The sequence below is a fragment of the Novosphingobium sp. genome (assembly GCF_037133355.1).
Classification (GTDB): domain Bacteria; phylum Pseudomonadota; class Alphaproteobacteria; order Sphingomonadales; family Sphingomonadaceae; genus Novosphingobium.
The window spans coordinates 55,317-77,292 of the sequence record NZ_JBAXOI010000018.1; the positions used below are offsets into that span (position 1 = coordinate 55,317).

The 21,976-nt window shown below is 65.3% G+C and carries 24 protein-coding genes and 1 tRNA gene; 2 read left to right on the forward strand and 23 right to left on the reverse strand.

What is annotated here, in order from left to right:
• Positions 1-21: 21 nt before the first annotated feature.
• Both WCL10_RS16470 and WCL10_RS16475 read left to right on the forward strand, forming a co-directional pair.
• Complete coding sequence (locus tag WCL10_RS16470) at positions 22-594, forward strand: urate hydroxylase PuuD (RefSeq protein ID WP_336896745.1); 573 nt, start codon at positions 22-24, stop codon at positions 592-594.
• A gap of 121 nt (positions 595-715) precedes the next feature.
• Positions 716-997 (forward strand): entericidin EcnAB, encoded by a 282-nt coding sequence (locus tag WCL10_RS16475; protein ID WP_336896746.1) that lies wholly within the window; start codon positions 716-718, stop codon positions 995-997.
• 35 nt (positions 998-1,032) lie between these two features.
• Here WCL10_RS16475 and WCL10_RS16480 read toward each other — a convergent pair whose 3' ends face one another.
• The 23 genes from WCL10_RS16480 to frr all read right to left on the reverse strand — a co-directional run bounded on the left by WCL10_RS16480 (position 1,033) and on the right by frr (position 21,964).
• Positions 1,033-2,988, reverse strand: a complete 1,956-nt coding sequence (locus WCL10_RS16480) for a KUP/HAK/KT family potassium transporter (protein ID WP_336896747.1) — start codon at positions 2,986-2,988, stop codon at positions 1,033-1,035.
• A gap of 158 nt (positions 2,989-3,146) precedes the next feature.
• Positions 3,147-3,836, reverse strand: coding sequence for a tetratricopeptide repeat protein (locus WCL10_RS16485; RefSeq protein WP_336896748.1), 690 nt, complete (start codon positions 3,834-3,836; stop codon positions 3,147-3,149).
• Complete coding sequence (locus WCL10_RS16490; protein WP_336896749.1) at positions 3,833-4,237, reverse strand: cytochrome c-type biogenesis protein; 405 nt, start codon at positions 4,235-4,237, stop codon at positions 3,833-3,835. The genes WCL10_RS16485 and WCL10_RS16490 overlap by 4 nt, the downstream gene beginning before the upstream one ends.
• A 191-nt stretch (positions 4,238-4,428) precedes the next feature.
• Complete coding sequence (locus tag WCL10_RS16495; protein WP_336896750.1) at positions 4,429-4,977, reverse strand: DsbE family thiol:disulfide interchange protein; 549 nt, start codon at positions 4,975-4,977, stop codon at positions 4,429-4,431.
• Positions 4,974-6,923: a heme lyase CcmF/NrfE family subunit gene (locus WCL10_RS16500; protein ID WP_336896751.1), complete on the reverse strand. Its 1,950-nt coding sequence runs from the start codon at positions 6,921-6,923 to the stop codon at positions 4,974-4,976. The genes WCL10_RS16495 and WCL10_RS16500 overlap by 4 nt, the downstream gene beginning before the upstream one ends.
• Complete coding sequence (gene ccmE / locus WCL10_RS16505) at positions 6,920-7,375, reverse strand: cytochrome c maturation protein CcmE (protein ID WP_336896752.1); 456 nt, start codon at positions 7,373-7,375, stop codon at positions 6,920-6,922. Before ccmE ends, WCL10_RS16500 begins: the two co-directional genes overlap by 4 nt.
• Before the next feature lie 10 nt (positions 7,376-7,385).
• Complete coding sequence (locus WCL10_RS16510; RefSeq protein WP_336896753.1) at positions 7,386-7,526, reverse strand: hypothetical protein; 141 nt, start codon at positions 7,524-7,526, stop codon at positions 7,386-7,388.
• A 10-nt stretch (positions 7,527-7,536) separates the two neighbouring features.
• Positions 7,537-8,265: a heme ABC transporter permease CcmC gene (gene ccmC, locus WCL10_RS16515; protein ID WP_336896754.1), complete on the reverse strand. Its 729-nt coding sequence runs from the start codon at positions 8,263-8,265 to the stop codon at positions 7,537-7,539.
• 147 nt (positions 8,266-8,412) lie between these two features.
• A tRNA-His gene (locus WCL10_RS16520) sits at positions 8,413-8,489 on the reverse strand.
• A 173-nt stretch (positions 8,490-8,662) separates the two neighbouring features.
• Positions 8,663-8,980 carry a hypothetical protein gene (locus WCL10_RS16525; protein WP_336896755.1) on the reverse strand — a complete coding sequence of 106 codons (318 nt, stop codon included), beginning with the start codon at positions 8,978-8,980 and terminating at the stop codon, positions 8,663-8,665.
• A 60-nt stretch (positions 8,981-9,040) separates the two neighbouring features.
• Positions 9,041-9,331: a helix-turn-helix domain-containing protein gene (locus WCL10_RS16530; protein WP_336896756.1), complete on the reverse strand. Its 291-nt coding sequence runs from the start codon at positions 9,329-9,331 to the stop codon at positions 9,041-9,043.
• Positions 9,328-9,789: a type II toxin-antitoxin system RelE/ParE family toxin gene (locus WCL10_RS16535; RefSeq protein ID WP_336896757.1), complete on the reverse strand. Its 462-nt coding sequence runs from the start codon at positions 9,787-9,789 to the stop codon at positions 9,328-9,330. The genes WCL10_RS16530 and WCL10_RS16535 overlap by 4 nt, the downstream gene beginning before the upstream one ends.
• A gap of 34 nt (positions 9,790-9,823) precedes the next feature.
• Entirely contained in the window at positions 9,824-12,208 is a 2,385-nt protein-coding gene (locus tag WCL10_RS16540; protein WP_336896758.1) for a TonB-dependent receptor, read from the reverse strand.
• 210 nt (positions 12,209-12,418) lie between these two features.
• On the reverse strand, positions 12,419-12,859 hold the full coding sequence (locus WCL10_RS16545; protein ID WP_336896759.1) for a MarR family transcriptional regulator: 441 nt from the start codon (positions 12,857-12,859) through the stop codon (positions 12,419-12,421).
• 106 nt (positions 12,860-12,965) lie between these two features.
• Positions 12,966-13,190, reverse strand: coding sequence for a 50S ribosomal protein L31 (gene rpmE, locus WCL10_RS16550; protein WP_336896760.1), 225 nt, complete (start codon positions 13,188-13,190; stop codon positions 12,966-12,968).
• 304 nt (positions 13,191-13,494) lie between these two features.
• Positions 13,495-13,980: a 3-hydroxyacyl-ACP dehydratase FabZ gene (fabZ, locus tag WCL10_RS16555; RefSeq protein ID WP_336896761.1), complete on the reverse strand. Its 486-nt coding sequence runs from the start codon at positions 13,978-13,980 to the stop codon at positions 13,495-13,497.
• A gap of 22 nt (positions 13,981-14,002) precedes the next feature.
• Complete coding sequence (locus WCL10_RS16560; RefSeq protein WP_336896762.1) at positions 14,003-14,728, reverse strand: OmpH family outer membrane protein; 726 nt, start codon at positions 14,726-14,728, stop codon at positions 14,003-14,005.
• Positions 14,728-17,337, reverse strand: a complete 2,610-nt coding sequence (gene bamA / locus WCL10_RS16565; RefSeq protein ID WP_336896763.1) for an outer membrane protein assembly factor BamA — start codon at positions 17,335-17,337, stop codon at positions 14,728-14,730. The genes WCL10_RS16560 and bamA overlap by 1 nt, the downstream gene beginning before the upstream one ends.
• 312 nt (positions 17,338-17,649) lie before the next feature.
• Positions 17,650-18,774: an RIP metalloprotease RseP gene (rseP, locus tag WCL10_RS16570; RefSeq protein ID WP_336896764.1), complete on the reverse strand. Its 1,125-nt coding sequence runs from the start codon at positions 18,772-18,774 to the stop codon at positions 17,650-17,652.
• Complete coding sequence (locus WCL10_RS16575) at positions 18,771-19,928, reverse strand: 1-deoxy-D-xylulose-5-phosphate reductoisomerase (protein ID WP_336896765.1); 1,158 nt, start codon at positions 19,926-19,928, stop codon at positions 18,771-18,773. Before WCL10_RS16575 ends, rseP begins: the two co-directional genes overlap by 4 nt.
• Positions 19,925-20,686, reverse strand: coding sequence for a phosphatidate cytidylyltransferase (locus WCL10_RS16580; RefSeq protein WP_336896766.1), 762 nt, complete (start codon positions 20,684-20,686; stop codon positions 19,925-19,927). Before WCL10_RS16580 ends, WCL10_RS16575 begins: the two co-directional genes overlap by 4 nt.
• Positions 20,673-21,317: a polyprenyl diphosphate synthase gene (gene uppS / locus WCL10_RS16585; RefSeq protein ID WP_336896792.1), complete on the reverse strand. Its 645-nt coding sequence runs from the start codon at positions 21,315-21,317 to the stop codon at positions 20,673-20,675. The genes WCL10_RS16580 and uppS overlap by 14 nt, the downstream gene beginning before the upstream one ends.
• Before the next feature lie 89 nt (positions 21,318-21,406).
• Positions 21,407-21,964, reverse strand: a complete 558-nt coding sequence (gene frr / locus WCL10_RS16590; RefSeq protein ID WP_336896767.1) for a ribosome recycling factor — start codon at positions 21,962-21,964, stop codon at positions 21,407-21,409.
• Positions 21,965-21,976: the final 12 nt, after the last annotated feature.

A 21,976-nucleotide genomic window follows, 5' to 3' on the forward strand; every position in this document is an offset into this window, starting at 1 on the left:
TCTCTTCGGGGGAAACAAGAAATGGCAAAGTTTTTCGGAAATCTGCATCTCGTGCTCAGCGTCGGCTTTGCAGCCGCGCTTATCCTGATGTTCAGCTTCCATAGCAGCGTGCCGGTGACAAGCTACTCGGCCACGCTGTGGCTGCACGTGTTTTTCGGCATCGTGTGGATCGGCCTGCTTTACTACCTGAACTTCGTGCAGGTGCCGACCATGCCCAAGATCCCCGCCGAGCAGAAGGGCGCGATCACCGGGCACATCGCGCCGAAGGTGTTCTTCTTCTTCCGTTATGGCGCACTGCTGACGCTCATCACCGGCCTCGTGGCCGCAGCGCTCGGCGGCTATGGCCATGAGGCGCTGACTTTCACGGGCGAAGGCAAGGTCAAGTTGATTGGCGTCGGCATGTGGCTCGCGATCATCATGGCCTTCAACGTGTGGTTCATCATTTGGCCGGCGCAGAAGAAGATCCTCGGCATCGTCGAGGCGACGGCCGAGGAGAAGGCGGCGGCCGCGCCGCGCGCCCTCTTCGCCAGCCGCACCAACCTGCTGCTGTCGATCCCGATGCTCTATTGCATGGCCGGCGCCAACTTCGCTTGATCGCCTGAGCTTTAGCGCGCACAGCGGCGCGGCGTCCCCGGTGGACGCCGCGCCGTTTGCGTTTGTGGGGGGAACCGCGCGCTCCGGACGAAAGTCCTCGCCAGAAAAGGTTTCCCCAATCATGCGTACAGTTTCCATGACGGCCTTTGCCGCAGCCCTTGCGCTTTCAGCCTGCTCGCAAAAGACCAAGGACAGCGCCGCCGATGCCGTGACATCTGCCGGCGAGGATATCTCGGCCGCCGCCACCGATACGCGCGACGCCGCGAGCGAAGGCGCTGAGAAAGCCGGTGCTGCGATGGGCCGCGCGGAGGAAGCCGCCGACCGGATGGGCTCGCGGATCAAGCAGGGCGCGGGCGAGGCCAAGGAAGCGCTGAAGACGAAGCCCTCCGAAACGCCGCACTGATCCGCGAGGGGGAGCCCTTTCCCCCTCAACCCGTCTCAGATCTTGAGCTGACTGCCCAGTTCGACCACGCGGTTGGTCGGCAGGCGGAAGAAGCCCATGGCATCCGCCGCATTGCGCAGCATCCACGCGAACAGCATCTCGCGCCACAGCGCCATGCCCGGTACGTCCGCCGGGATCAGCGTCTGGCGCGAGAGGAAGAAGCTGGTGCGCATCATGTCGAACGGCTCGCCGCAGACCGAGACGCCGCAGAGCGCGGCGGGTACATCGGTCTCCTCCATGAAGCCGAAGCGCAGGATGAGGCGGTAGAAACCCTGCCCCATGGCCTTCACCAACACGCGCTCGGCCGGCTCGACCGTGGGCACGTCGGCGATCTGCACCGTGAGCACGACCACGCGCTCGTGCAGCACCTTATTGTGCTTGATGTTGTGGAGCAGCGCGGACGGGACGCCCGCCGCCGCCGATGCCATGAACACCGCAGTACCCGGCACACGCGCGGCGCTGGTGTGTGCGGAACGGGTGAAGACCTCGAGCGGCAAGGCCCCTTCGGCCATATGCTGGCGCATCAGGGTGCGGCCGCGCGACCAGGTGGTGAGCAGGGTAAAGATGGCAAGGCCCATCAGCAGCGGCACCCAGCCGCCATCGGGTATCTTGGCAAGATTGGCGCCGAGGTAGGTCGCATCGATCGCGAAGAACAGCCCAAGCAGCGGCAGCGCGAAGACCGGCTTCCACTGCCACAGTTTGAACAGCACAACGGCGAGCAGCAGGTTGTCGATCAGCATCGCGCCCGTGACGGCAATGCCATAGGCGGCGGTGAGATTGCGTGAGCGTTCGAACACCAGCACGAGCAGAATCACCGCGATCATCAGCGCCCAGTTGATCGCCGGGATGTAGATCTGCCCCCCGCTGGCCGAGGTGTGGCGGATCGTCATGCGCGGGATAAATCCAAGCTGGATCGCCTGCTGCGTGACAAGAAACGCGCCGGATATCACCGCTTTTGCCGCAATCACCGCCGCCATGGTCGCAATGATCAGCAGCGGAATCTCGAGGCCCGGAGGAGCGAGGAGGTAGAACGGACTGTGGATCGCGGCAGGATCGCGCAGCAACAGCGCGGCCTGACCCAGATAATTGAGCACCAGCGCCGGCAGGACGAAGACCAGCCACGACACGCGGATCGGCGAGCGGCCAAACTGGCCCATATCGGCATAGAGCGCCTCGGCGCCGGTCACCGCGAGCACGGCGGTGCCCATGGCGAGGAAACCGTGCCACGGATCGGCGGTGAACATGGCATACGCCCATTGCGGCGAAAGCGCGCCGATCACGAGTGGATCGCCCGCAATGCTACGCAGCCCGAGCGCCGAGATCGTGGCGAAATAGACGAGCATGATCGGCCCGGCCCAGCTTGCCGCCCAGTTGATCGTGGAGCCGGTGCCCTGGCTCTTCATCACGAACAGGCCGATGAGGATCGCGACAACGAGCGGCACCACCAGTCCATGCGTCTGCGGGTGATAAATCGCGATGCCTTCCACCGCGCTCATGATCGAGACCGCCGGAGTCAGCATCGAATCGCTGTAGAACAGGGCGGTGGCGAGCACGCCGAGCAGCACGATGCCCTTGCCCCAGCGCCGCCCGGAGGTGTGCTGGTTGATGAGAGCAAGGAGCGCAAGGCTGCCACCCGAGCCCTTGTTGTCCGCGCGCATGATCACCGTCACGTACTTGAGCGTGACGATCAGCATCATCGACCAGAACATCAGGCTGACGATGCCGTAGACATGGAGCTTGTCGAGCGGGAGCGCGTGGTGCCCGGCGAACGTATCGCGCAAGGCATAGAGCGGGCTGGTGCCGATATCGCCGAAGACCACGCCGATTGCGCCGACGGCGAGGCTGAGCGCGCCGGCCTGGCGGACCGGTGCCGATGCATCGGACGCGCACGGGGGCGGCGCAGCGCCCTGCGCTCCGGCATCCGGTGCGGCATCAACCAAGGCTTCGTTCATCGCTGGCAAGTCCCCGGGCCAAGGCCCCAACCGGCGGAAGCATAGCACAAATGCCCCGGGCGGCGGCGCGCTTTAGCACCGGCGCTTGGGCCCCGCAATGGCATCGCACAACGCACAGCGGTGGCTGCGCGCTTTGCATAACTCTATGAAATAAAATCCTATTGCTGGGTCGGGCGGGCGGCGGGCGGAGCGGCGGGCGCCCCCGGCATGCCCCCCTGCATCTGGGCCTGCTCGGCTAGCATCGAGTCGAGCCGCGAAAGCCGCTCCTGAAGGTCTGCGCGGTAGGGCGCATCGGCGGGCGAGCGGGTGAGGAGTTCGGCCCAAAGCGCGCGCGCCTCGGCCAGCCGCCCGGTCTGCGCGAGCGCGAGTCCCATGAAGAATGGCGGTCCCGGATGATCGGGCGCGATGTTGGCCGCCTTCTGGAAAGCGAACTGCGCGGCCGGCGTAATCACGCCGTCGGTATGGCCGACGAGCGCATTGCCGAGCGCGACCCACAGGTCTGCATCCTTCGGCGACTTGGCAATGGCGCTGCGCAGAACATCGGCTGCGGCGCCGTACTGCCCTTGCCGCGTGAGCGCATCGGCCAGTACCATCCACGATTGCCCTTGCCCGAACGCCGCGCCCATCTGCTGGCGCTGCTTGAGCAGGGTCTGGTCCGCAAGCCTGGCATTCTCCACCGGCGCCTGCGGCGCGCCCGCCTGCCCGGGATGGCCCTGCAGCGCATAACCTGAAATGCCGAAGAGCAGCGCCGCGCCGGTGATCTCCCAGCCGCTGCGAGGCAGCTTCAGGAGGAAAGCCATGATGCCGAATGCTACAACGGCGCTGAGGAGGATCAGTACCCAGGTCATGCGCGCTTCCCCCGGCGGAACCGCCCGCGCAGCAGGAAGGCTGCGAGGGCGAGGAACACCAATGGCGCGGCGAATAGCGGCCAGGTGATCGGCTTCACTTGCGGCGTATAGCTCACATAATCGCCGTAGCGCTCGATGAGCCATTGGCGGATTGCCTCAGGGTCCTCGCCCGCGGCAATGCGCGTGCGCACCTGATGGCGCATGTCCCCCGCCATCGGCGCATCGGAGTCGGCGATCGACTGGCTCTGGCACTTGAGGCAGCGCAGCGTTTCCATCAGTGCCTGCGCCTTGGCCTCCTGCGCCGGATCGGCGAGCTGCTTGTAGGCATAGGGCGCGGGCGGGAGCATGTCCTGCGCGGCGAGGGGGGCGGTGAGCGCGAACGCCGCGAGCGCCACCAGCATCACCAAAAGGACCTTTGGCAGTCCAACCGCCCACAGCCTCGTCATCCCTGCGAAGGCGGGGACCAAGGGCGGCGTGGCGCTCGGTTGCACTGGATCCCCGCCTCCGCAGGGATGACGAAGCGTGGTGGCGGGACGACGGGGCATGCGATCAGGAAGGGGGCGGGACAGCTGGGGTGCGTTGAGGCAGACCATCACTCCGCCTCCGCCAGCTTGCGCAGGATCATGGGCACGTCTTCGGCGCGGATATCGCCGATGTGCTGGTAGCGGATGATCCCCTTGCCATCGACCACGAAAGTCTCCGGCACGCCGGACGAGCCGATGGCGAGCTGCACCTGGCTGAGGTCATCCTTGCCGATGCGCTTGAAAGGATTGCCATATTGCGCGAGGAAGCGCGCGACGTCCTCCTTGCGATCGCGGATGGCGACGCCGTCGATTTCCACGCCTTGCTGCGCCAGCGCGCCGAGCTGCGGGGCTTCGACTGCGCAGGGGACGCACCAGCTGGCAAAGACATTGAGCAGGCGCGGTTTGCCTGCCTTGAACTGCGCCGTGGCGAGGCCCGGGCGGTCGTCGGTCGCGGGCGGCAGGTCGAAGGCCGGAAGTGGCTTGCCGATGAAGGCGCTGGCCACTTCGCGGTCGGCCGGCTTGTACAGCCCCCAGATGACGAGGGCGAAAAATGCGGCGAAGAGCCCGAGCGGCAGCCAAACCGCAATTCCGGGACGCTTGGCGGTTTCGGTGCTCATCGACCCTGCCTTTCGCGGCGGTAGGCGATCTTGTCGACCGCCACGAGCCGCTTCACATCGCGCGCGACGCGGCCGAGCAGCGCGAGCAGGCCGCCCAGCGCAACGAGCGCGCCGCCATACCAGATCATCGGCACAAACGGCTTCCACCAGAACCGCATCTGCCAGCGCCCGTCTTCACCCTCTTCGCCGAGCACGGCGTACAGCTGGCCGTTCCAGCGGGTAAGCAGCGCGCTTTCGGTGCGGTTGCCCGGAGGATTGGCGAAGGTGCGCGCCTGCGGGTGGAGCACGGTGGCCGCGCCCCCGGCATAGCTTGCCGCAACTGTCGCCTCGAGCGCCGTCCAGTTAGGGCCCGCCACCGGGTCGATCGCCTGCAGGCTCACCTTGAAGGGGCCGACCTGCTGGCTGTCGCCGGGGTTCATGGCCGCGAGCTTCTCCGTCGAAAACGCGCCCTCGCTCGCCATGCCGAACAGCGCGACGGCAATACCGAGGTGGCCGATGACCATGCCGTAGATCGGCAGAGGCGTGCGCGCGAGGTTGCGCCCCCGCAGCGGCATGACCGAGGCCACAGCAAGCCCCGGCGCGAGAGCGAGGCCGAGCGCGGGCAGGAGATTGATCGGCGCGAACAGCAGTTCGACAACGAGCAGGGCCGCCGCCGAAACCAGAGCCGGGATCGCCACGGGCCAGGTGATGCGCCCGCCCTTGTCCTCGCGCCAGCGCAGCACCGGGCCGACCGCCATGACGAGGAACATCGGAATCGCGAAGACTGCCGAGACCGGGTTGAAATACGGCGGGCCGACCGAGACTTTGACGCCCATCGCTTCCGTCAGCAGCGGATAGAGCGTGCCGATCAGCACGATGCCGAGAATGCCGCAGAGCATGACGTTGTTGAACACCAGCGCGGATTCGCGGCTAAGCACCGCAAACCGAGCCCCTTCGGTCACTGTGCTGGCGCGCAGGGCGAAGAGCAGCAGCGCACCGCCGATGTAGATGGCGAGCAGCGCAAGGATGAACGAGCCGCGCGTCGGATCGACCGCGAAGGCGTGAACCGAAGTCAGGATGCCCGAACGCACGAGGAACGTGCCGACCATCGACATCGAAAAGGCGATCACGCCGAGCATCACCGTCCAGGTGCGCAGCGCATTGCGCGAGGCGAGCACGCTGCATGAATGCAGCAGCGCGGTGGCGGCAAGCCAGGGCATCAGCGAGGCGTTTTCGACCGGGTCCCAGAACCACCAGCCACCCCAGCCCAGCGTGTAATAGGCCCAGTACGAGCCGGCGGTGATGCCGAGCGTGAGGAAAATCCACGCCCCCAGCACCCAGGGCCGCATCGCGCGGGCAAAAGCCGGGCCGACGTCGCGCGTGACAAGCGCGCCGACCGCGAAGCTGAAGGCGATCGAGAGCCCGACATAGCCGACGTAGAGCGTGGGCGGATGGAAGGCGAGGCCGATGTCCTGCAGCAGCGGATTGAGCCCGAGGCCCTCCGGCGCGGGCTCTGGCAGGCGTTCAAACGGGTTCGATGCGAGCAGGAGGAAGGCATAGAAGCCGAGGCTGACAAAAGCCTGCCCTGCCAGCGTCGCGATCAGCGTTTCCTCGCGCAGGCGCTTTTCGATGAGCGCGACGAAGCCGCCGGCCAGGCTCATGATCGTCACCCACATCAGCATCGAGCCTTCGTGGTTGCCCCAGGTGCCCGCCAGCTTGAAGATGAAGGGCTTGGCCGAATGGCTGTTTTCCGCGACGAGCTTGACCGAGAGATCGGTGCTGAGAAACAGCCAGATCAGCGACGCGAACGCGAAGGCGACCAGCACGCCCTGCAGGATCGCCACCGGGCGGACCACGCCCGCCAGCTGCGCGGTTCCCGGCCGCAGCGCCAGCGCACCGGCGACGAGTTGCAGCACGGCAAGGGCCGCCGCCATCCACAGCATGGCAAGGCCGAGTTCGGCTATCATTTCGTCTCCGCGATCACGGCCTTGGCCTGCTGCGAGGTCATGTCCTTCATCTCGCGCGGCACGTACTTCTCGTCATGCTTGGCCAGGAGATTGTCGGCAACGAATGTGGTGCCTTCCATGCGGCCTTCGGCGACCACGCCCGAGCCTTCGACGAAGAGGTCCGGCGTGATGCCAGAGAAGCGTACCGGCACGCGGGCCTTGTCGTCCTTGACGAAGAAGTTGATCGTCACGCCATCGGGCATTGTCTTGATCGAACCCTTTTCGACCATGCCGCCCAGCCGCACCGCGCGGCCCGCTTCGGGAGGCTTCGCCGCGAGTTCGCTCGGCAGATAGAAATAGGCCGCCTGGTTCTTCAGTGCATAGGCCGCGAGCAGCCCCGCTCCGATCAGCGCGACCAGCGCGAAGACGATCAGCACGAGGCGCTGGTGCTTGGCCTTGATAATCGTACTCATGACTTTGCGCTCATTTCCCGCGCGCCTTGTCGCGGCGCGTTTCGGCGCGCTTCATCGCCAAGAGGGTCCAGCCCACCAGAACAAGGGTGCCGACCACGCCGATCACCAGAGCGGCGACAACGAACTGCCATTGATCAAGCCTCTCGTGCATCTCTTGCCGCTTACGCCATCGCCTTGCGGCGCAGACGCGCCTCGGTCTGGATATCGGCGAGCAGCATGCGCATGCGCGCCAGCACGACGCCGCCGAAGATCAGGGTGAAGCCAATCGCTGCGATCAGCAGCGGCCACAGGAACGTACCGTCGATCGAGGACTTGCCCGCAGTGATCGAAGGCGGCTGGTGCAGGCTGTTCCACCACACCACCGACCGGTTGATGATCGGGATATTGACCGCGCCGACAAGGCCGAAGATCGCCGTGATCCGACTCGCGCCCTCGCCCGCTGCGGCATCGCGCTGCGCCGCGCCGGCGAGCGCGATATAGCCGAAGTAGAGGAAGAGCAGGATGAGGAAGCTCGTCAGCCGCCCGTCCCATACCCACCACGTGCCCCAGGTAGGCCGGGCCCATATCGAGCCCGTGGCGAGACAGATCGCGGTAAAGGCCGCGCCGGGCACCGCCGCCGCGCGCGCCGCGATCCCGGCAAGCGGATGGCGCCAGACAAGCTCGACAAGGCTCGCGATCGCGATCGTCGACCAGCCGGCCATACCGAGCCACGCCGAGGGCACATGGATGAAGAGAATGCGCACCGTCTGGCCCATGAGCCGGTCAGGCGGGACCATGAACATGCCCCAGGCGAGCGCTCCGAAGGCAAGCAGCAGCCCCGGCACCAGCATCAGCGGCATAAGCCAGCGCGCCATGCGCAGGAACCGGGCAGGATTGGCAAAGCCGTGCATGGGGAGGCAGGTACGTCCGTAAGGCTGTCGGGACAGTCGATACTGTCCTCAGGGCCTTCCTCTGCCACCTGCCCGCATAGGGGGCAAGGGGTTAGCGCGTCTGGACGAAGGTGCAGGTGCGCCGGGATGTCTCAAGATGGGGACAAATGGGGCGACCGATGGGGTTCGAACCCACGACCTCCGGTACCACAAACCGGCGCTCTAACCAACTGAGCTACGATCGCCACACAGCGCGCGGCCGCCAAAAGCATCGGCGGCGCGGGCGAGCGCTTTTGCAGAATGTGCGCGGATTGGGAAGCGGAATCTTGTGGGGCCTACGACGCACACCGGTTATCACCCCTGCGGCCCCCAAGTTCAATGGCTGGATCGCCCCGCCACCTTGGCAATCGACCGGCGCCTAAGGCTCCAGCGCCAGTTTCGCCAAACGAAGGAGTTCCGGAAGATGATTCCGCACCGCTGCGATCAGCGCGGCATTTTCCTCAAATCTGTTGTCGGCGATGACGGCGTAGGGCGGATCCTGAATCAGACATGCCGCGATGATGTCGTGTCCCGGCCAATCACCGGCGTGCATCGAGAGGACACGTTGGCTTTGCGGATGGTTCGAAATCGCAATGGCGCCCTGACACAATTGATCATCGAGTCTACACACATGCCATGGCCCCGGGGTCGCCACGGCGCGAAGCGCTTCAAGCCGGTTCAGATCTTCAATCTTCATCGAGACTCCATAGGTCCGACAAGACCCGGAGGGCGCAATCACCTGATGCCGAGGCCTGCATCACCGCAGCAACTCGCTTACCAATGAAGGCCGCTTCGCAATCACGGCGAGAAGCACTTGCGCGGGGCCGGTAGGGCGGCGGCGGCCTTGTTCCCAGTTGAGCAGCGTACCTTTGGCAACGCCGATGCTGCGCGCGAAAGCGCTTTGGGAAAGGCCTGTGCTGGCGCGGATCGCTGCGACATCGACTTCGGGTACGGCGACTTCGTGGACAATCGCACCAGTCGCTTCGCCGCGGCCGAAGGCCAGTGCCTCATTAAGGCCTTCCATCAGGCTCTCATAGACTTCACTCATGCCCTTGCTCCATAGGTTTCCAGCAAAGCCTTGCTCAGCGCGACCGCTGCGGCCTGTTCGGCCTTGGTGAGGTTGTCTTTTTCGTTCTTGGCGAAGACAGTCAGCAGGAACAGCGGCATTGCCTCACCACCAAACACATAGAGCGTACGATAGCCGCCGCTTTTGCCGCCACCCTCGCGGGCAATGCGGACCTTGCGCAGTCCTCCGCCCAGCGAGATGCCTGCCTCCGGATTGGCCGCCAGAAAGGTGACGATCCCCATGCGCTCCTCATCCGACATGATTGCTCTGGCGCGCTTCAGGAACGACTCCAGTTCGACAACAGTCTGAAGTCTCGGCATTTTGGTTAGATATACGCCAAAGGCGCATAAGTCAATGGCGCATAATCCATCCAGCCGGGATCCAGGCTGCAAGCGCGAGAACCCTTCCTCGTCGCACAAAAAAACCCCGGCGGAGGCCATCCGCCGGGGTTTCCTTTTTCAGCACCGCGTCAAATCAGAACTTCGCGCCGACCGAAACCGTCACCGTCGCCGGGGCCGCCCAGCCCTGGAAGAACACGGTAGGCAGCGACTGGGTGCGGTAGGCCTTGTTGGTCAGGTTCTTGCCGGCAACGCGCAGGAAATAGCCCTTGTAGTTCAGCGCGGCCGAGGCATCGAGCAGGCCGTAGCTGGGCTGAATGTCGTTGAGCGTGCCGAAAGTTCCGAGCGAGAAGCTGTCGATCCATGAGTACCCGGCGGTCAGCGAGAGCTTCGCATCATCCGTAAGATCGCGGACATAGCTGCCGCGCACGGTGAAGTTGTTGCTCGGCACGCGCTGGAGCTGGACGCCGGTGAAATCGGCGGTCGTGCCCGGGGCGCCGGCCTGCGCCCCGGGGCCGATCGAGGACGTCTGGCCGTTGACCTTGCCGTTCTTCACCTTGGCATCCTGGATGCCGAGGGTGCCCGAGAGCGAGAGGCCCTTCATCGATTCGGTCATTTTGCCGAAATCGAAATCGAGCTCGAACTCGAGGCCCTTGATCTGGACCTTGGGGAGGCTCACGACATAAGTGTTGGTACCGGGGCCGAAGCCGGGGGTCACGACGACCTGCGACTGCTGGAAGTTCGTGATGTCGTTGATGAACCCGGCCGCGTTGAAGGTGATCGCGCGGTTCAGGAAGCGGGTCTTGAGTCCGGCTTCATAGGTCGTGTTGGTTTCGGGCAGGAACGAGAGGAAGTTGTTGCCCGGGCAGCCAGCGGCAGCGGCCGCCGCAACGCGGTCCTCGGATCCCGAGGAAGCCGCACCACAGTTGGTTTGGCTGGCCTGCTGTTCCGAAAGCGTACCGCGGATCGAGAAGCCGCCCGAGCGGAAGCCTTCCGAGCGGTTCACATAGAGCAGCACGTCGGGCGTTGCCTGCCACTGCACGTTGAAGCGGGTGATCAGCTTCTGCCAGCTGCGGCGATCGTTGAGCGGCCCCACCAGCGGGATCGAGCCGAGCAGGATATAGCGCGTGTCGAAGCGCTTGGCCTCGAAGATGTTGCGCACGCCGCCCGAGATCTTGATCGTGGAGGTCGGGTTAAGGTCGATGTTGCCGAAGAACGACCAGCTGTGGTCCTTCTCGGCCGAGTACTGGTCGATCGCCTTGTTGGTGTTCTGGTGCAGGGTGATCTTGTGATCGTAGTAGAACGCGCCGACAATGTAATCGATCAGGCCATTGGCGGCCTTGCCCTGCAGGCGGACTTCCTGGGTGAACTGCTTGTAGGTCTGGTCGCGGTTGGTCAGGAGCTGGCTGCCGGTGGCGGCGAGCAGCGGGTTGCCTACGCTGGTGCAGCCCGTCGCGCCTTTGCAGGTGCCGTCGAAGTCCTGATTCACCGTATCGCCGGAGGACATGTACACTGTCTGCGAGACCAGATCGCCGATCGGCGTCTTCGCCTTGAGTGAGAGACTGGCGATATTGGTGTTGAGGCGATCCGTGTCGGCACCGAGGTTGTTGCCGATCTCGCGGGGCTTCAGGCCATCGGGGCTGCCCGTTTCAGGATTATAGTTGGGCCAGATCGCCTTCGGGTTGCCGCCGGAGAGGATATTGGCCGTGAGGATGTTGCCAAACTGGACGGGCGTGCCGCCGCCGGTTTCGTGGATGTGATCGAGGCTGAGGTCGGCGTTCAGCCACTCGGCGAGGTCGTAATTGATCTTGAGGTTGAAGGCCCGGTATTCCGAATTGCCTGCGCGCTGCTTGGTGAAGACGTTGTTCAAGATGCCGTCGATCCGGCGATACTGGCCGGAGAAGGCGATGCCGCCGTTCGCCCCGAGCGGCGCATTGAGCACGCCGCGACCGTAGAACTCGTTGAACGAGCCGTAGCCCGCCTCCAGGCTCGCACCCAGCTTGCGCGTGGGGGCGCAGCGTGTGAGGTTGATGAGGCCGGCGGTGGTGTTCTTGCCGTAGAAGATGCCCTGCGGGCCGCGGTCGACTTCGACCGAGCAGACGTTGAACATGTCGAGCAGCTGGCCGGTGTTGTTGCCAAAGAACACACCGTCCTGGATCACGCCGACCGGCGGGCTCTGCGTCTTTTCGACGTCGGCATAGCCCTGCCCGCGGATGAAGATGGCGCTCTGGCCCGGCGCGGCCGTGCCGCTGCCGATGAACACGTTGGGCGCCGAGCCCTGGATATCCTGCAAGGTGCGCGGGGCGAGGAGCGCGAGGTCCTCGACGGTGATCGCAGTCAGCGCAACGCCAACCTTCTGCTTGTCGGACGCCTGGCGCGTTGCAGTGACGATGATATCATCTTTGCCCGGCGCATCCGCCGCAGCGCCACCATCCGCCGCCTCCGCAGCGTGGGCCGGAACGGCCAGAGCAACCGCAACTGCAGCAATCGACGTAAAGCCCAGAACACGCGTATACCGCATGGCATCATCCTCTCATCCAGTGGACGGCCGGGGCCTGCGGTTTACCTGCAGTGCTAGTTCCCGGCTTCGTGCTGGAAGGTGCGGCAGCGGTCCGAACAGGGACAACCACCAAAAATGAGAGGCCGCCGACGATTCCGCCGCGAACGTGTTTTCAGGTTACAGTGTCGATTGCCAGGAGCACGCCTTGTGCAAAGGAAACCGCCCCGCCCTCTAGGCGGCGCTGTCGTCCACCGCGGAACGCAGCACCGGCAGGACATCCAGCACGGTTTCGAGACTGGCCGGGGCAAGCCGATCGCGGAATCGCGCCTCGTGCACGGCGATGCGCCGCCAGGCCTCCGCCGCCAGCGCCGCGCCTTCGGGCGTGACCCGGAGCGCGAGGCTGCGCCCGTCGACACGGGTGCGCGCGACAAGCTCGCGCTCGATCAGGCGGGCAATGATCGGCACCATATTGGCGCGCTTGATCGCCAGCGCCTCGCCCACCTCGCTCTGCGAGCAATCGGGGTTTTCGGAGATGACCAGTAGCGTGGTCACTTCTGCGGGCCGCATGTCGAAATCAGCCAGCGTGCGCACGAAATCGGCCATGAGCACCGCAGTCGCGCGGCGCATCTGGTAACCGAGCAGCTTGTCGAGCGCGGAGGTCAGAACTGCCATGGGCACACTTTCAGGGCCAGCCGGCGCAAAAGCAACGGCTCGCCGGGCCGCGTTTCGCGAGAAAAGGCGACCGAAGCCGCCCTTGTCCCGGATCCGGCCTCTGCCCTCACTTCTTGAGCGTGAGCCCGCCGAAGCGCTTGTTGAACTGCGCGACGCGGCCGCCCTGATCGAGCTGGCGGGTGCCGCCGGTCCACGCGGGGTGCGACAGCGGATCGATTTCGAGCGCCATGGTATCGCCTTCCTTGCCCCAGGTCGAACGCGTCTCGAACACGGTGCCGTCGGTCATCTGCACCTTGATCATGTGGTAGTCGGGGTGGATATTGGCTTTCATGGGTCTCGCTCCACAATGCGAAGCCGGTTCCGACCGGCCTCAGGGAATCTCGGAAAGGCGCGCCCTTAAGCGGTTCGCGCCGGAAAGGCAAGGTTGAAGGGGCGTTTCTCGCAGAGACGCAGAGGATGCAGAGAACTCGAAGAGGTTGTGATTGCGGCAAAGCCGCTCAACGAATGAACCACTTGCCGCATACAAGACCTTAGCAGCGACAAATGAGCCTGCGGCTCGACGCTACATCTCTGCGATCTTTGCTTCCTCTGCGTCTCTGCGGGAAACAAATTCCTCGCACCGAGGTGAAAGTCGCTCAGCTGTCCGCGATCATCGCGGTGAAGCTGCACTCGGTCGCGATCTTGTTACCCAGCATCGCGCGCGCCGCGAACTTGCACACCCGCGCGCGCTTCTGGGTGAACTCGGCGTGGAGATCGAGGAGGCAGCCGGGTTCGACCGGTGTGCGGAACTTGGCTTCCTCGATCGCCATGAAGTAGACGAGCTTGCCCGTGCCCGCGAGACCGAGCGTTTCCACCGCGAGAACGCCGGCGGCCTGCGCCAGCGCCTCGATCTGGAGCACGCCGGGCATGATCGGACGGCCCGGGAAATGCCCCTGGAAGAACTGCTCGTTCATCGAGACGGCCTTGATGGCGTGGATGCGCTCCCCCGCCACCAGTTCGACCACGCGGTCAACCAGAAGGAGGGGATAGCGGTGCGGCAGCGCCGCCATCACCCCTCGGATGTCCATGCTCAGCGGCGCGGCAGCAGCGCCGCCCGCAGTTTCAGCCTCGGTCTCAGCCATGCGTCAGCCCCGCCGTCTGGCCTTAGCGACCGTCCGGCTGGTTCCGGCCGACCGGTGCGGGCGCCGGAGCGGCCGCCGCCGGCTGGCCGCCGGCAGCAGCAGCCTCGCGGGCCCTGGCTTCGCGCACCTGCGCCGGTTCCCAGCCCGCCGGCGGGCTCAGCACCGCAGCCGGGATCAGCACGTTGAGTTCGGTGACAATGTCACCCGTGATGTTGTAGGCCGCGCCATTGACCTGGTGCAGCGCGTCGGGCTTGAACAGCAGGGTCACGCCGCGCTTGGCCATGGCGGTGTTGACCGCCTGCTGCAGCTTGCCCTCGATCTGCTCGGCCACATAGGCCTGCGAATAGCCGACGGGGAGCAGGATGCGCTGAAGTTCGGTCCGGCCGGCGTTCTCGATCTGCTGGATCGCGGCGGCCTGCTGCTGCAGCGAAGCCTGGTTGGGGTTTGGCAGCGCGCTGTCGGCCTTGATCTTGTCGTAGAGCGGCTTGAGCTGCGCGGCGAGCTGCTGACGGCGCGTTTCGGCCTGGTCGTAGTACTGCTTGTACTGGACCGGGCGCTGGGCCTCTGCGGTCTTGTAGGCTGCCGAACCTGCTTCGGCCTGCTCGATATCGGCCCAGCCGATGCCCGCAACCGCGGCGCCTGCCGGTGCCGGTGCCGGAGCGGCCGCCCGCTGCTGGGCATGGGCGGCACCGGCGGCGCCAAGCGCGAGGACCGCCGCAGTCGCAGCGGAGAGAAGATACTTGTTCATCAGAACTGGGTTCCTACGTTGAAGTTGACTGTCTGGGGATCGTCGCCGTCGACCTTGCTGAGGACTTTGGCGACGTCGATGCGGAATGGTCCGAACGGCGAGTTCCAGTTGACACCGAACCCGAGCGAAATGCGCGGCTTCGGGCTGTCGCCAAGGAAAGACTCGTCGAACTTCTGGGCCACATTGTTTGCCTTGCCGGTGGAATCGGCGGCAGAGGTGGTGAGGCGGCCGGTGACATTGTCCTGATAGAGCAGGGTCGTGCCGAAGGTGGCGGGCCGTGCCACGCTGAACGCCGCGCCCGCATCGAGGAAGATCGAGGGCCTCAGGCCCAGTTCGCGCGCGCCCGAACCCAGCGGGATCTCGAGCTCGGCGTGGCCGAGGTAGTAGTACTTGCCGCCCAAGGCGTCGTCGACCCACTGGTTGCGATCGGTGCTGGTCACGCCGCCGGTGCCGTCCTTGGGATCGAACCCGCTGTAGAACTTGCGCAGCACGCGCGGGCCAACGCCGCGAATGTCGAAACCGCGCAGCTGCGGCTGGCCAAGGAAGAAACGGTCGGTCAGGCGCACGTCGTCGATCGTGGGATCGTTGGTGCGGTTGCTGAGCGCCTTGATCGCGCCGCCCTCGCCGCGCAGCGAGAACACGAAGCCCTTGCCGATGGAGAAGTAGCGCGAAGCATTGGCACTGATGCGGGCATAGCGCACGGAGCCGCCAAGCCCGGCAAAATCCGCGCCGACCACGACCTGCGAACCGCTCGTCGGGCGCAGGCGGTTGTCGAGCGTGTCATAGACTACGCTTGCGCCCAGGATCGAGCTGGTGCGCTTGCCGATCGCATCGCACAGATAGCGACCGGCGAGATAGATCGAGCAGCGCTGCACGCCGTTCGCATCGGGAAGATAATAGGTGTTCTGGTCGAGCGTCACGTTCTCGAGATTGAGCGTGTAGCGCCCGATCAGCGACATATACTCGGTCAGCGGCAGGCCCGCGCGCACCTGGAAGCCGGTGGTGGACTGCTTGTAGGTGGTGTTGCGGTTGGCGTTGAAGAAGTTGAAGCTATTGAAATCGCGGCGATAAATGTCAACGCCGAGTGAGACGTTGCGATCGAACAGGTAGGGCTCGGTGAAGCTCAACTGGACCGAGCGCGAATAGCGCGAATAGTCGACGCTGGCGCCCACCGTCTGGCCGCGGCCGCGGAAGTTGTTCTGCTGGATCGAGGCCTGGAAAATGAAGCTTTCAAGGCTGGAGAAACCGGCCGAAAGCTGAAGCTGTCCGGTGGGCTTTTCCTCGACGTTGGCTTCGAGCAGGATGCGGTCCTGCGCCGAGCCCGGCTTCTGCTCGACCTCGAACTTTTCCTGGAAGTAGCCCAGCGACTTGATGCGGTTCGACGAGCGCTTGATCTGGAACGAGTTGAACGCGTCGCCCTCGGCAATGCGGAACTCGCGGCGCACGACCTTGTCCTGCGTCAGCGTATTGCCGTTGACGTCAACCCGCTCGACATAGACGCGCGGCGCCTCGGCGATGCGGAAGGTGACCGACATCGTCAGGTCATCCTTGTTGCGGTTGAAGTCGGGCCGAACGTCGGCAAAGGCATAGCCGAAGCTGCCGGCGGTCTCGGTCAGGCTGTCGACCGTGTCCTCGACCAGCTTGGCGTTGTACCACTGCGCGGGCTTGAGCGGCAGGCGCTTGGCCAGCGCATCGCCGTCGAAATCGCGCAGCTGGCTGTCGACCTTCACGTCGCCGAACTTGTAGCGCTGCCCTTCCTCCACCACGTAGGTGATGATGAAATCGCGCTTGTCCGGCGTCAGTTCGGCGACAGCCGAGACGACGCGGAAGTCGGCATAGCCGTTCGTCAGGTAGAACTGGCGCAGCTTCTGCTGGTCGAAGGCGAGGCGATCCGGATCGTAGCTGGTGCCGCTCGAGAACGCGCGGAACACGCGCGCCTGCTTGGTCACCATCTCGCCGCGCAGCTGGCTGGCGGAGAACTTCTCGTTGCCGATGACGTTGATCTGGCGGACGCGCGACTTCGGGCCCTCGTTGATCTCGAACACGATATCGACGCGGTTCTGGTCGAGCATCACCATCTTGGGCTCGATCGATGCGGCAAAGCGGCCCTGCCGCTTGTAGAGCTCGATGATCCGGGCAACGTCGGCGCGCACCTTGGAACGCGTGAAGATCTGCCGCGCCGCAAGCTTGATCTCGGGGAGGATCTTGTCCTCCTTGAGGCGCTTGTTGCCTTCCAGGATGATGCGGTTGACGACCGGGTTTTCCTTCACCTCGATCACCACGTCGCCGCCGTTGTCGCGCAGCTGCACGTCGGCGAAAAGCTCGGTCGCGTAGAGGTCCTTCAGCACCTGGTCGGCCGCAGCCTGGCTGTACTTGTCGCCTTCTTTCAGGCGGATGTAGGAGCGGATCGTATCAGGCTCGAGCCGCTGCGCGCCGGAAATGGTGATCGTGCGAACGATCTCGACCGGGGCGGGCGCGGGTGCCGCAGCGGGCACTGCCGCAGGCGCCGCAGCCACGGGCTGGGGCTGGGCCTGTGCCGCCGCCGTCATCGGCATCCCGGCAAGGCTAGACGTGGCGGCGAGCGCCGCCAGCGTTGCTGACCGTGTCATGCCGCCTGCGGTCCGGGGCGAGTTCCAAGCATTCATCACCAAGCGCCATCCCGTCTATTCGTGCAGCCAGCCTGCCGGAACCGGAAACCCCGGCACCCAATTGCTAGCACTGCGGACCACGGCGGACATGTTCAGACATGGACCGCGATGCCGCTCCCTGCCCGATGCGCGCCTGCCAATCAAGCAAGCAGGCCGCAGCAGACCGTATTTGCCCCGCATTTTGTGGAAAATCCGGCTCCCCCCGGAGCCGCTGCCGGCCCCCCCCGCCGCCCATGCGCAAAGCAGGGGCAAGACCAGCGGGCAGTACCATCCTCAGCCTCCGAAAACGCGCAGCGAGGCCACGTCGTTGAAGGTCACGAACAGCATCAGCGCCACCACGAGCGCAAAGCCGGTGCGGAAGGCCCATTCCTGTCCGCTCGGGCTGACCGGTTTGCGGCGCACCGCCTCGATTGCATAGAACGCGAGGTGGCCACCATCGAGGACGGGAATTGGCAAGAGGTTGATGAACCCGAGGTTAATCGAGATCATGGCGATGAAGAACACGAAGCTGGCCCAGCCTGAAACGAACTGTTCGCCTGAGGTCTTGGCGATCTTGATCGGCCCGCCGAGCGACTTGACGTCGCGCGTGCCGGTCAGAATCTGCGTGATGGCCGTTACCTCGACGCCGATCACAGTCCGGGTCTGATCCAGCGCATCGCCTATGGCGGCAACGGGTCCTACCTTCTCCAGCTTGGCACCGGCTGGACGGATGCCGAGGAAGCCCAGGCGTTCCTTGTTGCCGAATCTGTCCGGATCCTCCCGGACCGAAGCTACCGCCGCCAGGGGAAGCGCCTTGCCGCCGCGCTCGACGACCAGATCGAGCGGTTCACCCGGGTGCAGCTTGATGGCCAGCGACACGTCGAGGAAGCTCGAAACCGACGCACCCCGGATCGATACGACCCGGTCGCCCGGCTGAATTCCTGCCTTGGCGGCAGCCGAGCCCGGCTCGACATAGCCGACGACGGGCGGCACCACGATCTTGCCGTATGCAAGCGAGAAGCCAGCAAGGATCAGGACCGCGAGCAGAAGGTTGGTCAAGGGCCCCGCCAGCACAATGAGGGCACGCTGCCACACGGGCTTGGCCTGAAAGGTACGCTCGCGTTCCTCGGCGGGGAGCGAGAGCCATTCGGGGCTCGGGACGCTTGCCGGGTTCATGTCGCCCGCGAACTGGACATAGCCGCCCAAGGGCAGCGCCGAGAGCCGCCAGCGGGTGCCGCGCTTGTCGGTCCAGCCGGCCACTTCCTTGCCGAAGCCTATGGAAAAGCTGTCCGCCTTCACACCGAACCAGCGACCGACGAGGTAGTGGCCCATCTCGTGAATGAACACCAGCGGCCCCAGCACCAGCACGAAGGCGAGCAGCGTGATCAGCAGCCCAGGGCTGTGAATGGCGGGACTCAAGGCACAAACTCCATGGTTTCACGGGCCCGCACGCGGGCCTCCCGGTCCACCGCGATCACCTCGTCGAGGGTCGCAGGCGGGGTCGGCAGGCCGCGCGCCAGCACGTCCTCGGCACATTGCACGATGCGGGTGAACCCGATCTGACCGGCGAGGAAGGCAGCCACCGCGATCTCGTTGGCGGCATTGAGCACCGCAGGCGCAGCACCGCCCGCAATCACCGCCTCACGCGCAACGCGGGTTGCGGGGAAACGCGCCTCGTCGGGCTTGAAAAAGCTGAGGCTTCCGATCGCGGCGAGATCGAGCGGCGCGCAGGGCGTATCCATCCGCGCGGGCCAGGCGAGCGCGGAGGCAATCGGCACGCGCATGTCTGAAGGACCGAGCTGCGCCAGCGTTGAACCATCGCGGTATTCGACCATCGAGTGGACGATCGACTGGGGGTGGATGACGATGCGCAGCCGCTCCACACCTACCGGAAAGAGATGATAAGCCTCGATAAATTCAAGGCCCTTGTTCATCATCGTCGCCGAATCGACGCTGATCTTGGCGCCCATAGACCAGGTGGGATGCTTGACCGCTTCGGCGGGGCTCGCGCGGTGGATGCGCTCCATGTCCCATTCGCGGAACGGGCCACCACTCGCCGTCAGGGTGATCGCGTGGACATGCGCCGGATCGTTGCCGGCAAGGCACTGGAAGATCGCGTTGTGCTCACTGTCGACCGGCAGAAGGGTCGCCCCGGTGCGCGCCACGGCGGCGGTCATGACCTCGCCAGCCGAGACCAGCGCTTCCTTGTTGGCAAGCGCAACCGCCTTGCCGCATTCGATCGCCGCCATGGTGGGAGCAAGCCCAGCGCAGCCGACAATCGCGGCCATGGTGATATCCGCTCCCCGCGCCGCCACCTCGATGACCGCTGCCGCGCCGCCGGCCGCCTCGACGCCGCTCCCCGCGAGCGCCTCGCGCAGTTCGGGCAGCGCGCTTTCATCAGCCACAACGGCAACTTCCGCGCCGAATTCCCGCGCAAGCGTGGCAAGCTGCGCGGCATTGCCGTTGGCGGTGAGCGCGATGACACGAAACATGTCGCGGTTGCGCCGAACCAGATCGAGTGTGGAAGCGCCGACCGAACCCGTTGCGCCCAGAATTGTAATCGTGCGCGTCATGCGCCGCCTGCTCCCCCAGCCGCCGCCCAGGCGGTTCCTGCAATGATCGCGACCGGCAGCAATCCGTCAACCCGGTCGAACAAGCCGCCATGCCCCGGAATGAGGCGGCCGCTGTCCTTGACTCCGGCGCGGCGCTTGAGCCAGCTTTCGTAGAAATCCCCCACCTGCGCCGCCACCGCCAGCCCCGCGCCGACAAGCGCGGCGGTGCCCAGATGAGTCGTGCGCACGGCCTCGATCAAACTCGGGCCCATGGGCGACAAGCCCGAAAGGAGATAGCCGAACGACAGAGCATAAAGGCTGGTCCAGACGGCGGCGGCCAGCATGCCGCCGACAAGACCAGACCAGGTCTTGGACGGGCTGATGCTCGGCGCGATCTTGGGTCCGCCCAGCGCGCGGCCGGTGAAATAGGCGCCGGTATCCGTGCAGATCACGAGGCCCAGCACGCCGACCAGCATGATCCTGGGCATCACGCTCAGCGCCAGTCCTGCCCAGCCGATGTAGACCGCGCCCGTCACCACCGCTGTCACCATACGCGCGGGATCAGGTGCGATCTTCGCGGCAAGCGCAGTATACTCGGCAAACACGCCCAATGCCACGAGCGCGATGAACACCTTGAGCACGATGTCGCCCTGCCACAGCGCAACTCCGGCAATGACCAGCATGACGACCGCCGAGGCAACGCGAACCGGCAGGTCACTGCGCGCCGGAGGAGCCGGTGTCGGCGCGGCCGGCAATTGCGCGGACTCAGCGCCCTCCATAGCGGCGCTCGCGGGTGGCATAATGGTCCAGCGCCTCGCGCAGGTGGCCGGGGGTGAAATCGGGCCAGAGCACGTCGGTAAACCACATCTCGGCATAGGCCGCCTGCCACAGCAGGAAGTTCGAGAGGCGGACTTCACCCGAGGTGCGGATGAGGAGATCGAGCGGCGGCAGATCGGCCGTATCGAGTTCGGCCTCGATCGAGGCCACCGTCACATCACCCTTGGCCGCTGCCGCCGCCGCCGCGCGGGCGATTTCCTGCTGCGAGCCATAGTTGAGCGCGATGGCGAGCGTGGTGCGCGAATTGTGTGCGGTGCGCGCCAGTGCGTCGTCGATCAGGTCGACGATATCGGTGGGCAGAACCTTGTAATCGCCGATGATTTTCAGCCGCACATCGTTGGCGACGAATTCGTCGATATCGCTGCGGATGAAGGCGCGCAGCAGGCACATGAGATCGGCAATCTCGTCCTCGGGCCGCTTCCAGTTCTCCGAGGAGAAGGCGTAGAGCGTGAGCGCCTCCAGCCCCATATGCCGCGCCGAGCGCACCACTTCGCGCACCGCATCGACACCGCGCTTGTGCCCTATCGCGCGCGGCAGGAAGCGCTTTTTCGCCCAGCGCCCATTGCCATCCATGATGATCGCGACATGGCGCGCAGGACCCGTGTAGCCGCCGGCCTGCTGGCCGGTGGCTTCCGCGTCGGGTCGAGGCGCCGAGGCTGCGTTCACTTGCCGAGGATTTCCTTTTCCTTCTGCGCGGTGACTTCGTCGGCCGCCTTGATCTGCTCGTCGGTCAGCTTCTGCAGCTCGGTCTCCAGCCGCTTGCGGTCGTCCTCCGAGATTTCCTTCTTGTTCTCATCGGCCTTCAGCGCATCCATCCCATCGCGGCGCACGTTGCGGATGGCGATCTTGGCCTTCTCGGAATAGCCGGAGGCAAGCTTGGCCAGTTCCTTCCGGCGATCCTCGGTGAGATCGGGGATCGGCAGGCGCAGCGTGTTGCCGTCGTTGATCGGATTGAGCCCCAGGCCGGCCGAACGGATCGCCTTTTCGACGGGTCCGATGTTGGACTTGTCCCAGACCTGCACCGTCAGCATGCGCGGCTCGGGCGCGGAGACCGTCGCCACCTGGTTGAGCGGGGTGTTCGCACCGTAAACGGTGACCATGATCGGATCGAGCAGCGCGGTGTTGGCGCGGCCCGTACGCAGGCCGGACAGATCGCTTCGCAGCGATTCCACCGCACCCTTCATGCGGCGCTCGAGGTCAGCCTTGTCGAACTTGGCCATGGATCAGCCTTC